The sequence below is a fragment of the Prevotella sp. ne3005 genome, assembly GCF_900110085.1.
Classification (GTDB): domain Bacteria; phylum Bacteroidota; class Bacteroidia; order Bacteroidales; family Bacteroidaceae; genus Prevotella.
On the sequence record NZ_FOCK01000001.1, the window covers coordinates 659,768 to 674,295 of the forward strand.

Sequence of the window (14,528 nt, forward strand, 5' to 3'; positions counted from 1 at the left end):
CCTTCCAGACTAAACTCAGGCCTTACGCCGAGTAAACTCCCACTTTACTCCGAGTAAAATTCATCTTTATTCCGAGGCCTTTTAGGCATGGGAGAAGCAGCAGATTTTCTGTAAATATATTTTACCTTGATTCTATTCGGAAAGGTACAGCATACCGCCAAGTCCCAAGTCCCAAATTGCAAAATTGCAAAATTGCAAAACGATTTTTCATTTCAGCCCAAATTCCACACTAAGAATATATTATATATATATTATATTATTTATAATATAATATATATATAATATATTTAATATAAACTATTATTACTATCCCACTTCCCCCTAACCTCTCGACTCCCCTTGACCAAGACGTCCCCTAATCACATTTTGATTTTTGTTTTTGCAATTTTGCAATTTGGGACTTGGGACTTGGGACTAGGGACTAGGACTGTACTACCCTTGAAAAAGTCGAATGGTTTCTTAAGAAAAACAAGTTTTTCTTTGGCCGTTTGCGATTTTTTATGTATCTTTGCAGGCGAAACACGGGAAAAAGGCACTTTGTAAGAAAATGCAGACAAGATTGGAAGAAAATGTTCACTGACCTACCGAAAAATCTTCGTACCTTTGCACCCGACAAGCTGAATTAATAACAAAAAAAATAAAACCATTATGAGAAAACTGTTACTCAACCCCACTCCACTCTTCAGGAAGCTACGACAGCTCTCCATGTTACTAACACTCCTCCTCGTGCCATTAGGAGCACTGGGACAAACCATCACGGTTGCAGGCATATCCCCTGATGGTCAAACCGGAGCAATCGAAGGAGCCAACATCACCGGTACAGTGTCTTACAACTCCTCCAGCAACACTCTCACAATGACTGGTGCTACCATTAATGGTAATATCACGTGGACGGGCGCTGGCAACAACCCAGACCTTACAATTCAGATGTCTGGCAAAAACACTGTTAATGGCGACATAGGATCTACTAACGCAGCAGCAACATGCAGTCTACATATTAAAAAGATTACCGATGCAGAAAGTGCAACACTAAAATACACCGGCAGTATCTCTAGGTTTATAACTGATCCCGATACCGGCTTTAAGCAATTTGACATCACTGACGGCAACACCACTTATCACTATTACACTACAGCAGCCGTGTACGAGCTTATGGTTGGCGGCATACAAGTGCATAACATTGAAAGCGAGCTTGGTTACAAGGACAATATTTTCCAGAATAATGGGACTCCAACCGCCACATTCGATGGAACGAACATAATCACACTCAATGGTGCGACACTGACAAACAAGATATCTTGGAAGGCTGACAATAACCTCACGATCAAGATCAATGGTGAGAATTCAATCCCTTACATTTCTTATGATGGCAATGGCACTACCGCACCTCAGATATCATTCACGGCAGGTGGCGAAAATTGTTCACTAATATTAAACGGTAATGGCTTAATCACGGGATTCTATAATGACGATGCACCCACTATGATTGGTTTGTATTGGATTCCCACTTGGAATAACGGCAGTATTACCTCAGCCACTATAACAAATTCAATATTGGGTGGTGGCGCAGGCACAGAGGGATCACCATTCATTATTAGTACATTCGAACATTTGAAGACCTTCGCTACATACGTCAATAATGACATATTGAGCACTGAGTACATCAAACTCGGTGGGAACATTGATTGCACGAACCAGACTGGTTTCGAACCAATAGGTAATAATAACAAAAGTTTCGTCGGAACCTTTGATGGAGACAAAAAAACCATTACAGGATTAATATTCAGCGCTACAAATCCAGATGGCGTTGCAGGACTCTTTGGAAATATTGGCAGAATCAATCAGAATACTGACGTAATCACCAGAGGAACCGTAAAGAACCTCACTCTCAACAGTTGTCAATTCGGGAATGGAAACCGAAATGGTGCCATTGCCGGTTATTTGAACTACGGAACAATTGAGAATTGCACAGTCACCTCTTGTACTATTAGCAGTGGTAATTCACAAAGCACTAATTCTGGTGGTATTACAGGAATGGTCTTTAATGGCGTTGTAAAAGATTGCACCGTCAATGGTGGTGTAATAACTTCTTCCACCACAGATTCAAATAATGGTGATGTTGTTGCCGGAGGTATTGCTGGTTATGTTTATGGTGGATCTGAAATCAACGGATGTACAGTTACTGACGTTGAAATCAATAGTACATGCAATTTAAATGGTAACGGACATAATAGTTACTCCGGAGGTATTGTGGGATGGGATGAGGATAACAGCGGAAGTTTCCCCGTCATTTCCGGGAATTCTGTTACAGGCACAACTACAGTCAACAGTGCCGATAATGTGGGTGACAATGATAACAAATCTCACGCAGGAGCAATTTTGGGTCTTGATAAAGATGAGTCTTTCACGAATATCAGTAGTAATTATTACGATAAAACCGTCTCTACTTCTACCAAGGAAGGTGACGCAGCTGCTGAAGTAAAGAGCGGGCAAACCGAGCGCGGTATTGGAAGTAATAGTTCTGGAAACGGTATTTCCGACGAAATAGGCAAAGTGGAACTTGCCGGCACGAAGAAGATTACAATTACGCCATCATTAATAGGGGGAGAATCCCACGCAAAAGAAGGCACTTATTATTTGTCAGTGGATAACCAAAGCAATAACACCTATGATGTCTATGCCCTGCCTGGAAATGAAGTTGGAATCAATGCAACTCCTATTGAAGGCTATAAGCCAAGGCTGACCCTGAGTGACGTAAACATTAATGTAGCTTCTGAGGAAATAAAAAATAACGGAGCTTACGATCATACAGAATTCACATTCACGATGCCTGATGCGGATCTGACGGCGAATGTGGATTGGGATGAATTATACAATTTGTGGATTGGAGACACTCAGGTGACGAGTAACAATGCAGCCCACATTCTTGGAGAAAACAATACGACAGTAACATTCACCGCAGCAGATCCCAATTTACAGACTTCTGCTAACACACTAACGCTGAATGGTGCCACGCTGACAGTCCCTGTGAAGGTAGGCTTGGCTAGACTGACGATTGATATCAAGGGCACCAACAGCATTACCACGAATACCACTTGTATTCAGAATGTCTCTGCAAAAGTTGTGCCTTCTCTGACCTTTAAGTCGACCAGCGACGTAGTGGGCAATCTGACGCTAAAGAATACAGATGACAGCAATACAGGTGTGATTAGCAGTGGCTTCTCTGGAAATTTCACGATTAGTAATGAACTCACTCTGTTGACATCTGGCAATTACACATTATCGGACGGCGAAGTTCATGAAGCTCAGCTTGTACCTTTTTACGGTGTTCAGGTTGGTGAGACGCTTGTCCATGCAGGCAATGCTACTGATGTGTTGGGTGATGGTACGATAAGTTTCAATAAGAATACCAGTACATTGACGCTGAATAATGCCAATGCTGGTGCTCTTAGCACTTCGCTCGCCCAACTGACGGTAGAGCTGGTAGGTGATAACACAATTTCTGCGGGTGACGACCCAGCATTCCAGAGTTCAAGTGGTAATGCTGTTTTAATCAGTATCCAGTCTACGGCCGAAGAGAAAGGTAACTTGACGATGAATTGTAATACGGGTGGCAGCTTCTTTGGTAACCACGTAACATTGCACGTCATTAATCCCCTGGATGTCGTATCAGGTAGTTTGACTGGAAGCGGCACGGTAATCATAGGTGAGTATTATAATTTAGATGTTGCTGGAACGATGGTTTCCTTCCTGAACAAGGATAATGTTTTGGGAGATAACAAGATTACTTTCACCCCCAGCAGCAATACCCTCACCCTGAATGGAGCAACAATTGGTGATGGAGGTATTAATTACAGGGGAGAAACAGACTTTACCATTGCCTTAAATGGTTCAAACAGTATTGTAAATACGGGTGGTACCGCTGCAATTTTCGCTAACACACAGACAACTTACTCATTTAATTTTGTAAAAGCTACAGGAGCAAGCAGTGCAGAATTGTCATTAAAATGGGGATCTGGTAATATCGCCATCTCTGCCGAAAGGCCAACTCTTGGTAGTGGTCTTTATTGGAAACCAATTGAAGAAACGACTTTGATCATCACAGATGATCCTGAGTTCATCATTATTGATGATTATGCCATGACAGATACAAGAACAACCATCAATGGCACTAGTGGTACAATAACCTACAACCCAACAGACAAGGTTCTGACCTTGAATGGCTTTACGAAAGAATTCGGTGCTAAGCACGCCATTAAGACTGGTGTCACAGGACTGAAAGTAAAACTGACAGGAGAAAGCACTATTAATTGTGCTGCTGATTCTACTGTTTTCTATGCTTTTAGCAGCTCCGCATCGATACAGTTCGTAAAAGTTGATGCTACCTCCAAACTCAATATGGTAGGAACAGCCATTGATAAATTTGCGGATGGCAGCGTCACCTACGACGGATTGGTTTTATATTCCGATAATTATATTGCCATTCCCGAGCCTCCAACAATGGCCTTAAATAGTAACGACAAGGTGGAACTGACAATAACTTATTCGGGTGGTACTATTGCCACGAAATACTCCATTGACTATGCTGACGAGACGGCTGACGTAACAAATGCCACGTACTCTGATCCATTCGAAATGGCTGCTCCCGGTACAGTTACTGCCTGGGTTGAGGCCAATGGTACTACAACCAGCACTGTTAAGGGTAAGCATTTCGGCTACGAGAGCAAAACGTTTACGATGAAGAGTGGTGAAACGAAGGCCGTAGTATTAGCACCAGCCATTGAGGCTTCCGACAACATTGCCCTTGCAGACAACCCGTATGCCAGCGATGCTGAAGGAGTAGCAACCCTTAGCGCAGGAGAGACTGCTCCTAATGCCGTTATCAATGCCATTAGCATAGGAAAGGCAAATCTGAGCACGACATTGGCAAATACCAATGCCCAAGAACATACGGTCATCCTGAATAAGGATAACAAGTTTACCATAGAGGTCAATGTGGGAGCTATCATGGAAGGCATAACCTTCGCCCCCAATATGCTCTACGCCACCTATTGTAATACAACAGACAAGAACATGACGGTGCCGGAAGGACTGACAGCCTATGCCGTTACAGGAACCGAGGGTAACAACGTAACAACTGAAGTTGTGGAGTTCCTGCCCATGAATGTACCCCTGTTGTTGATGCGCAGCAACGCCAGCACAGAAGTGGGAATGTCTCTGGTGTATGATGGTACAGCAACGGCTCCTGCGACGAATATTCTGAATTTTACCAATAGCGACCTCACTACTACAGGTAAGGAATATGTGCTTTACAATGACGAGTTTGTGAAGGCTACAAGCACGATTCGTCAAAACCATTGCTATTTGTTCATTACAAATCCTGCTCCTACACGCGGATATTACAGCATTGGTAATGGCAACGATGGCTCGACAGCCATAGACGATACGCTGATTGATAACGAGGAGACGACAAATGATGACTGGTACGACCTGCAGGGACGTAGGATTCAGAAGCCTACCAAGGCCGGCATCTATATCGTGAACGGAAAGAAAATGATTGTTAAATAAATAAAGGAGGACTCACAATGAAGAACTATATAAAATCACTGATTATCATCGTAGCCCTGCTTGGCAGCATGAACGCTTTGGCAGAGGGGACAATCAAAGTTAATGGCGTAACCGTGACTTCGACGGCAACCGCACTGGATAATAACGGAAACGCCGCCTCAGCCAGCATTGCCAACGGGAAGTGTACGCTCACCATGATACCCAACGGGAGCTATTATATTACCGCAGATGACATCTCTGCCATTAAAACCATCGACGGCAAGAATGCCCAGACCCGTACACCGGGCATCGATACTCCCGTCACCATCACGGCAACCGATGATTCGGCCGACCCTAGTACTGAGACATCGTATACATTCGACGTGACGGATGCAAATTACGACTACGAAGTGACGGCCATCTTCCAAAGCCGAATAAGCGTGGAGAATGCAACGGTGGAAGTGGCCGATGGAACCTATACCTATACTGGATCTGCCATCAAGCCCGATGTGACCATAACCGTTGGAGGCGTCGGTCTGACAAAGGGCACCGACTACAATGTGGCTTATTTGGACAGCATCAATGCAGGAACAGGTAAGGTCATCATATATGGTGTCCGTAAATATATGGGGCAGAAGGGCTCGACGAGTAGCCCCGCCGCCACCTATACCATCAGCCCGAAGTCCATCGCTGATGTGACCATCACCCTGTCGCCGGAGAGCTCTACATATAACGGCGAGAACCAGAAGCCAACGGTTACCGTGAAGGACGGAGAGACCAATCTGGTGCTCGACACTGACTATACACTCACCAACGAGGGCGGAACAGACGTTGGCAAATATACCGTAACCGTTACGGGTAAGGGCAATTATACTGGAGAAGCCAGCAAGGTGTACAGCATTACAGCCGCTACGATGGAAGTGACGGCTGAAGGCTATACAGGCACATACGACGGTCAGGCACACGGCATCACCGTTACGGCTCCTGAGGGCGCCACCATCAAGTATGGTACCGCAGAGGGCACCTACGACCTGACCACCAATCCCAGCTACACCAATGTTGGCACATACACCGTCTACTATCAGGTCAGCATGGAAAACTACGCAGACGTGACGGGCTCAAAGAATGTGGTCATCAGCCAGGCAACTGTTACCCTATCCTATTCGGCTTCAACAGCTGAGGGTAAGATGGGCAAGGCATTTACGGCGCCCACACTGAACAACCCGAGTCAGGTGGCTGTGACCTATAGCAGTTCGAATACGGAGGTGGCCACCATCGGCACCGATGGAGCCGTGACGCTGAAAGGTCCCGGAAAGACAACCATCACAGCGACCTTTGCCGGCAACGACAACTACGCAAGTGCCACAGCGAGCTACGAACTGACCGTAGGCAAGCAACAGGATGCAGGCCTCTCGTGGACTGATGAGGGTATGGAGTATTATATAGGCGACTACTGGTATGGACCTAGGCTGAATAACCCGAATAATCTTAAAGTAAAGTACGAGAGTAGCGACGAAGATGTGGCTACCATCGATGAGAATGGTGTTATTACGGTTCTCGGTGTAGGAGACACTTGGATCATGGCCATCTTTGAAGGTAGCGATGAGTATGAGCCGCAGACCGTCAGATACGGACTATTTGTGAAAGAGAGATATAACCTCTGGGTAGACGGAACACAGGTGACGTCGGACAACCACAGGGATATCCTTGGCGACGGACAGTTCTTCTATGACGAGGATAAGAAGATGCTGGTGGTTACAAACAGCACCAAGGCGGTGGACATAGAGAACCGCAAGGGCGACCTGACCATCTTCCTGAACGGTAGCAGCAAGCTGGGCCGAATCTTCTTCAATAAGGGAGAGACAGACAATAGCGGTAAGCTGACGATCACCACCTATGAGAACATCCCCGGTACCACTACGCTGGAGACGAGCGATGCTAACGGAGTGATCAGCGGATTCAGCAGCCTTACCATCGACGAGGATTCATATACGTTCCTGCTCGACCCGACAAAAGGACAGTACCAGGGCGGCAAGCTGGTGACAGCAGAGGGCGCTGTAGCGCAAACAGCCATCATCGGACAGTATATCAAGCCTCTCGTCAACGGACAGACCGTGACCTTCCCCCCAGGAGATTTTGACATAGAGAACCTGACCAACGCTGTGATCAAGGACCTGCTCATGACACTACTCATGGACCTTGGAACCTCGCAGGTGGAAACGGACGATGACTATTACGACCCCTTGGAGAATTGTATCGTGCTGAACAACCTGAACAGCACCAACGGTGTGGCCGTTGTGGTGGATAATGTGCAGAAAGGCCAGTATATACCAGGTAGTTCAGATTTTGCCGCAGCATTCAAGGGCGGTATCACCTTCATGGTGCCCAACGGCGAAGGAAAGATCATCTTGAACGTTCAGACGGAGCCGGGCTACAAGCTGATGCTGATGATTGACAATGGCATACCGACGGAGATCGTCAAGAATGAGCGAGGCGACGTGGAGGTTGACTACAACGTGGAGAAACCCACCTACTGCTTCCTCTATCTGGAAAAGACAGCCGACACACGCGGCACCCGTATCGGTAAGCGTGAGAAGTCGCACGGAAAGGTGTTCTCGCTGAAGGTTTCACCAGCCAAGTCACTCAGCACCAACCCGCTGGGCGGAGTGCCGGGATTCCCCGATTCGAAGACTCCTGAGGTTGATACGTTTGGCGAGGACGACCCCACAGGCATCAACGAGATCAAGGTGGAGACGGACAACACCCTTGAGAGTAACGAAGACAACTGGTACGACCTGCAGGGACGCAGGATAGACAAGCCTACCAAGGCAGGCATCTATATCCAGAACAGAAAGAAGATCGTGATCAGATAAGTAAAACCAAAGGCTCCCAATCGGGAGCCTTTAGTTTTGTTTACTTGCGGGGAAGGAGGAGATTCAGCAGAACACCGACGACAGCGGAGAGGCCTATGCCACTGATGGAGAACGTGCCAAAGGTGAGGATGGCACCTCCGATACCGATGGTCAGCGTGACGGAGGCGATGATGATATTGCGCGTCACGTCGAAGTCGATCTTATGCTGGATCATGTGCTGCACACCCACAGAAGCGATGGAGCCGAAGAGCAACAGCATGATGCCACCCAGAACGGCTGAGGGGATAGACTGCAGGAGGGCAGAGATCTTTCCGATGACGGAAAAGACAATACCCGTAACGGCAGCGATGCGGATAACCTGCGGATGGGTGACACGCGTGATCTGCATGGCACCTGTCACCTCACTATAGGTGGTCACTGGAGGACCGCCAACGAGAGAGGCGAAGAGACAAGCCAGTCCGTCGCCAAGCATCGTGCGATGCAATCCGGGGGATTTGATGAAGTCTTTCTCAGCCACAGCGCTCACCACATAGACATCACCGATATGCTCAATCACAGGGGCAATGGCCACAGGGATCATGAACACAAAGGGCTCCCAGGCAAACTGAGGCAGCTGGAAGTGGGCGATGCTGCCAGGCAAGGCAAACCAAGGAGCCGCAGCCACAGCAGAGAGATCGACGAGCCCCATGAAGAAGGCGACGATATAACCCACGACGACACCCACCACCACGGGAACAAGCTTGACAAGCCCCTTACCGAAGGTGAGCACGAGGATGGCGGTGATCAGCGAGATGAAGGCCAGAAGCCAGTTCTCCTTCGCCATGTTCACAGCAGCAGGAGAGAGCGAGAGGCCAATGAGAATGATGACAGGACCAACGACCACCGGAGGGAAGAGACGGGCAATAAGCGTATGCCCCTGCCACTTGATGAGGGCCGACATCACGAAGTAGACCAGCGCCACACCAGCGATACCGGCAATCGTACCCGGCATGCCCCACTGCTGGGAGGCAGAGATGATAGGGGCGATGAAGGCGAAGCTGGAGCCAAGGAAGATGGGCACCTGGCCTTTAGTGACCAGATGGAAGATGAGCGTACCTACTCCAGCGGTAAAGAGCGCTGTAGCGGGGTCAAGACCTACAAGCAGGGGCACCAGAACCGTTGAGCCAAAGGCTACAAAGAGGAACTGGATGCCTACGATGGTCTTTCTGGAGGTTGAAAGTTCTTGGGTCATTGTTGAGAGATTAGAAGTTCCACTTCAGGGCAAGCGTCGGGTTGATGAAGAACGACTTGTCGTCGTAGGTGTTGTAGATGAAGTTGTTGCTGATCTCTATCTCACCACCGAGGCTCAGGTGCTTGTTGGCGTTGTACCACAGCTGGGGTTCGGAGAGGATGACGAGCTGACCATGGCCATCGGCATCTTCGCCACGCCAGAAATCGATGAAGCCGGAGAAGGTGAACGACTTGCCAAAGTTCAGGCCCCAGACACCTGTGAGCTGGAAGCTGTTGTAGGCCGAGGTGTACTCATAGCTCTTGAAGTAACGCTTGTACATCAGCTGTACGGAGTAGGTCTTCGAGAAGTCGGCACTGTGGCCATTCCAGGCACCACCGAGGAGGGCTGACTGCTGGAAAGAGCCGAAGCGGTTCAGACCACCATCATACTCCACATGGGCGGCGAAGCCCTTCTTACCGATGGTAAACTCGCGTGAGATCTCGGTGTAGGCACCCTCCACAAACTTATTGGAGAAGTCGACATCCACGAAATAGAACCATGAACCCCACTTATCGGCCTTGAACTGCTCGAGGGTCATCGTTACAGACTGACGGCCTTCCTCCTGATCAGGATAGAGATGGCGTCCGAAATCATAATGTACCTGCACATTCTGTGCGTTTGCGCCGATGGCAGCTGCTGCCATCAGGACGATTGTCAATAACTTTTTCATATACCTTATTTAATTAACAATGTATTTCAGAACGAAGAAGGCTGCAAGGATATACATCACAACGGATATCTCCTTGTGATGGCCCGTACACCCCTTGACAACAACGAAGGAGAGGATACCAAGTACGATACCCTCGGAGATGCTGCCCGTGAAGGGCATAGTGACCATGGTGATAAAGCAGGGCAGCGCATCGGAGAAGTCGGAGAAGTTGATCTTTGTGATGCTCGACATCATGATCACGCCCACGAGAACCAATGCGGAGGCTGTGGCTACAGAGGGAATACAAAGGAAGAAGGGTGAGAAGAAAAGGGCGGAGAGGAAGAACAGAGCCACCGTCAAAGAGGTGAGACCTGTACGACCGCCAACAGCCACACCCGTCGTGCTCTCCACATAGGTGGTGACAGTGGAAGTGCCACAAAGTGCACCGGCTGTAGTACCTACGGCATCAGCCAGCAAGGCGCGGTTAAGACCTTCCACCTCGCCTGTCTTAGGATTCACCATCCCCGCACCGGTACAGGTGCCTATAAGGGTGCCCAGCGTATCGAGGAGATCCATGAAGAGCAGGGTGAACACCACGATATAGTAGTTGAGGTCGAGCGTCAGGAAGTGCGAGAAGTCGAGATGGAGGGCGATGGGCGCCATGGAGTGAGGCATGCTGATAAACACAAGATCCTGTGGCAGAGCAGTGACGCCAAACGGTATACCAGCGACGGTGACGAGGAGAATGGCATAGAACAGAGCGCCACGGATGCCCTGGGCCAAGAGGACACCACCGACGAGGACACCAGCGGCAGCCATCAGGGAAGATACCGTCCAAGGGCCCATGCCAACGATGGTGCCCTCGCTGGCTACGATGATGCCAGCATTCTTCAGTCCGAGAAAGGCGATGAAGAGGCCGATACCCACCGCAATGGAGTAGCGGAGACATGGCGGGATGGCGTTGATGATGGCCTCACGTACCTTAAATATAGTCAGGAGGATGAAGACGACACCCTCGACGAATACCGCTGCAAGAGCCTCCTGCCAAGTGTAGCCCATAACCAGCACAAGGGTATAGGCAAAGAAGGCGTTCGGCCCCATGCCCGAAGCCAGGGCAAAGGGCAGCTTAGCATAGAAGGCCATCACCAGGGTAGCGATAGCTGCCGAGATAATGGTGGCCGAGAAAAGGGCACCACGATCCATGCCCGTCTCACCAAGAATCTGGGGATTGACAGCCAGAATATACGACATTGTCAGGAATGTGGTGAGTCCTGCCATCAATTCCACCTTTACCGAATGTTTCGTAGGGTCGAAACCCAGTAATGCTAAAATTTTGTTCATATAGTCTGATGATTAAGCAGTTGATACATAATAGACGCAGCATTGTCGGGGGCCTTCTGGTCGCCAAGGCGGCGGATGACCTCATCATACCCCTGGAGCATGGTCTCACGGGCAGGTCCGTCGAGAATCTTCTGGAGCTCACGACGGATATTTTCCACAGAGAAGGTGTCGGCCACCAGTTCTGTGACCACCTCGCTGTCGGCAATAAGATTGACTAATGAGATATATTTCACCTTCAGCAGCTTTTTGCGTGCCCATCCGATGAAGAGAGGCAGAGGCGTCTCGTAGCACACCACCTGAGGCACACGGAAGAGAGCCGTCTCGAGGGTGGCAGTACCACTGGTGACGATGGCGGCATGGGATTTGGAGAGGAGCTCATAGGTCTGATTGTAGACAATCTCCACCCCACTCCCCTGAAGGAAGCTGTCGTAATAGGCCGGTTCGATGGAGGGTGCCCCTGCCAACACCACACGGTAGTGCTGCATATAGGGTTTCACGGCCTCGATCATGGCGGGGAGGTTGTCTTTGATCTCCTGCTTTCGCGAACCAGCCAACAAGGCAATGATTTTTTCTTTATGAGAGGGGGAGGCAGCCAAGAACTCGCGCACCTCATCAGCTGAAGGATTACCCACATAGTGGATGGGGTAATGGTGCTTTTGCTCGAAGAACTCCACTTCGAAGGGGAGGATGGAGAAGAGCTCATCAACATCGCGCTTGATGTTCTTGATGCGGTATTCCTTCCATGCCCATATCTTTGGAGAGATGTAGTAATAGACGGGGATGTTTGTCCGTGATTTTACATATTTTGCAATGTTCAGATTGAAGCCGGGATAGTCCACAAGAATCACACAGTCTGGCTGCCATTCGGTGATGTCACGCTTGCACCTCTTCATATTGCCGAGAATCGTCGGAAGATGAAGCAATACAGGAACAAAGCCCATATAGGCCAATTCACGATAGTGCTTCACGAGGGTATCGCCGACGGCTGCCATCAGGTCGCCGCCAAAGAAACGGAACTCCGCATGGGAGTCAATTTCTTTCAACGACCGCATCAGATGGGATGCGTGAAGGTCGCCAGAGGCTTCGCCAGCTATAAGATAGTACTTCATTTATTGAAGATTGAAGATTGAAAATTGAAGATTGAAAATTGAAGATTGAAAATTGAAGATTGAAGATTGAAAATTGAACATTACAGGTTCCAGCGGCGGAGGAGGCCGATGGCCTCGTAGGCGGTGACGTCGATCTGTGTGGGGGTGATGGCGACATAACCGTGGGTAAGCGCCCAGTTGTCGGTATCCTCAGCCTCAGGCTCATCGTTCTGGTAATGACCTACCATCCACCAATAGTCGTAGCCACGCGGATGGTGACATTTCGTCACCTCACTGCTCCATGTGCCCTTTGCCATGCGACAGACACGTACACCTTGGAAAGCCTCAACGAGGGGGAAGTTAACATTCAGGCACACTCCCAAGGGCAGACCTTCGGCGAGTACCCTACGGGTAATCTCACGGATATAGGGGCGCAAGGGCTCAAAATCGGCATCGGCACGGTGGTCGCAGAGGGAGAAGGCCACAGAGGGGACATACTTCATACAGCCCTCGAGGGTGACGCCCATCGTACCACTATAGTGGGTATTCACCGAGGCATTGTCGCCATGGTTGATGCCACCAATCACCATATCGGGCTTACGGGGACAGAGTTCGGCGAGGGCCATCTTCACACAATCGGTAGGAGTGCCGTTACATGACCAGATCTCCACACCCGGACGTTTTTCCTTGAGCGTCAGCGTCAGCGGTGTCGTGACAGAGAAGCAACAAGAGGAGCCACTACGGGCCGAATCTGGTGCACAGACAAGGATATCACCATAATCAGAAAGCATTTCCACAAGCTGCCGGATACCCTTTGCCTGATAGCCGTCATCATTGGAAATGAGCAATAATGGGCGTTTAATTTCCATAAAATATCAATGTTTTCGGTGCAAAGTTACAAAAATCTCTTAATTCGTAACGAGATATTCTCAATATTTTTGTAACTTTGTGCCCAAATTTCTTATTTTTTAGCAAGATTATAACGAACAATGGGAAAGATTATTGCTTTGGCAAACCAGAAAGGCGGCGTGGGAAAGACCACGACGACCATTAACTTGGCAGCCTCCCTCGCCACCCTCGAGAAGAGTGTGCTCGTGGTGGATGCCGACCCTCAGGCCAACGCCTCCAGTGGATTAGGTGTCAACATCAAGGAAGTAGACTGTTCACTATATGAATGTATCATCAACCATGCCGACGTTCGCGATGCCATCTATACGACGGACATCGACGGGCTGGACATCATCCCCAGCCACATCGACCTCGTGGGTGCGGAGATTGAGATGCTGAATATCAGTGAACGCGAACGGGTCATCAAGAAAATGCTCGACCCCATCCGTATAGACTACGATTATATCCTGATAGACTGTTCACCCTCGCTGGGCCTCATCACCGTGAATGCGCTGACAGCTGCCGACTCCGTGATTATACCGGTGCAGTGTGAGTATTTTGCCCTGGAGGGTATCAGCAAGTTGCTGAACACTATTAAGATTATCAAGAACAAACTGAACCCGCAGCTGGAGATAGAAGGATTCCTGCTGACGATGTATGACAGTCGTCTGCGTCTGGCCAACCAGATTTACGACGAAGTGAAGCGCCACTTCCAGGAACTCGTCTTCAAAACCGTCATCCAGCGTAACGTCAAGCTCTCTGAGGCACCAAGCCATGGTCTGCCCGCCATTCTCTACGATGCAGACTCCACGGGAGCAAAGAACCATTTAGCCCTTGCCAACGAAATCATATTTAAAAACAAAAAATAAACT

Annotated in this window: 8 protein-coding genes; 3 read left to right on the forward strand and 5 right to left on the reverse strand. The window is 48.9% G+C overall.

Features of this window, described 5'->3' with window-relative positions:
- Positions 1-648 precede the first annotated feature (648 nt).
- Together BMY16_RS02700 and BMY16_RS15785 are read left to right on the forward strand one after the other, a co-directional pair.
- A complete protein-coding gene (locus tag BMY16_RS02700; protein WP_139207105.1) occupies positions 649-5,568 on the forward strand; it encodes a beta strand repeat-containing protein in 4,920 nt (1,639 codons plus the stop codon).
- A gap of 17 nt (positions 5,569-5,585) precedes the next feature.
- On the forward strand, positions 5,586-8,420 hold the full coding sequence (locus BMY16_RS15785; protein WP_091839697.1) for an Ig-like domain-containing protein: 2,835 nt from the start codon (positions 5,586-5,588) through the stop codon (positions 8,418-8,420).
- Between the two features lie 40 nt (positions 8,421-8,460).
- Here the strand turns inward: BMY16_RS15785 and BMY16_RS02710 are convergent, their stop codons facing one another.
- The 5 genes from BMY16_RS02710 to surE form a co-directional block, all read right to left on the reverse strand.
- Entirely contained in the window at positions 8,461-9,651 is a 1,191-nt protein-coding gene (locus BMY16_RS02710) for a uracil-xanthine permease family protein (protein ID WP_091839701.1), read from the reverse strand.
- A gap of 10 nt (positions 9,652-9,661) precedes the next feature.
- Complete coding sequence (locus BMY16_RS02715) at positions 9,662-10,360, reverse strand: DUF5020 family protein (protein WP_091839704.1); 699 nt, start codon at positions 10,358-10,360, stop codon at positions 9,662-9,664.
- 9 nt (positions 10,361-10,369) lie between these two features.
- Positions 10,370-11,680, reverse strand: a complete 1,311-nt coding sequence (locus BMY16_RS02720; protein ID WP_091839707.1) for an NCS2 family permease — start codon at positions 11,678-11,680, stop codon at positions 10,370-10,372.
- A complete protein-coding gene (gene lpxB, locus BMY16_RS02725; RefSeq protein WP_091839710.1) occupies positions 11,677-12,789 on the reverse strand; it encodes a lipid-A-disaccharide synthase in 1,113 nt (370 codons plus the stop codon). Before lpxB ends, BMY16_RS02720 begins: the two co-directional genes overlap by 4 nt.
- 80 nt (positions 12,790-12,869) lie before the next feature.
- The gene (gene surE / locus BMY16_RS02730; RefSeq protein WP_091839712.1) at positions 12,870-13,637 is read right to left on the reverse strand and encodes a 5'/3'-nucleotidase SurE; all 768 of its coding nucleotides are present in this window, start codon (positions 13,635-13,637) and stop codon (positions 12,870-12,872) included.
- A gap of 120 nt (positions 13,638-13,757) precedes the next feature.
- On the opposite strand from surE, the gene BMY16_RS02735 reads away from it, so the two are divergent.
- Positions 13,758-14,525, forward strand: a complete 768-nt coding sequence (locus BMY16_RS02735; protein WP_091839715.1) for a ParA family protein — start codon at positions 13,758-13,760, stop codon at positions 14,523-14,525.
- Positions 14,526-14,528: the final 3 nt, after the last annotated feature.

Bases quoted from the DNA above. Each gene is read 5' to 3' on its own strand.
- BMY16_RS02715 (WP_091839704.1), bottom strand. From the start codon at position 10,360: ATGAAAAAGTTATTGACAATCGTCCTGATGGCAGCAGCTGCCATCGGC.
- BMY16_RS02720 (WP_091839707.1), bottom strand. From the start codon at position 11,680: ATGAACAAAATTTTAGCATTACTGGGTTTCGACCCTACGAAACATTCG.
- BMY16_RS02700 (WP_139207105.1), top strand. From the start codon at position 649: ATGAGAAAACTGTTACTCAACCCCACTCCACTCTTCAGGAAGCTACGA.
- BMY16_RS15785 (WP_091839697.1), top strand. From the start codon at position 5,586: ATGAAGAACTATATAAAATCACTGATTATCATCGTAGCCCTGCTTGGC.
- BMY16_RS02735 (WP_091839715.1), top strand. From the start codon at position 13,758: ATGGGAAAGATTATTGCTTTGGCAAACCAGAAAGGCGGCGTGGGAAAG.
- BMY16_RS02710 (WP_091839701.1), bottom strand. From the start codon at position 9,651: ATGACCCAAGAACTTTCAACCTCCAGAAAGACCATCGTAGGCATCCAG.
- surE (WP_091839712.1), bottom strand. From the start codon at position 13,637: ATGGAAATTAAACGCCCATTATTGCTCATTTCCAATGATGACGGCTAT.
- lpxB (WP_091839710.1), bottom strand. From the start codon at position 12,789: ATGAAGTACTATCTTATAGCTGGCGAAGCCTCTGGCGACCTTCACGCA.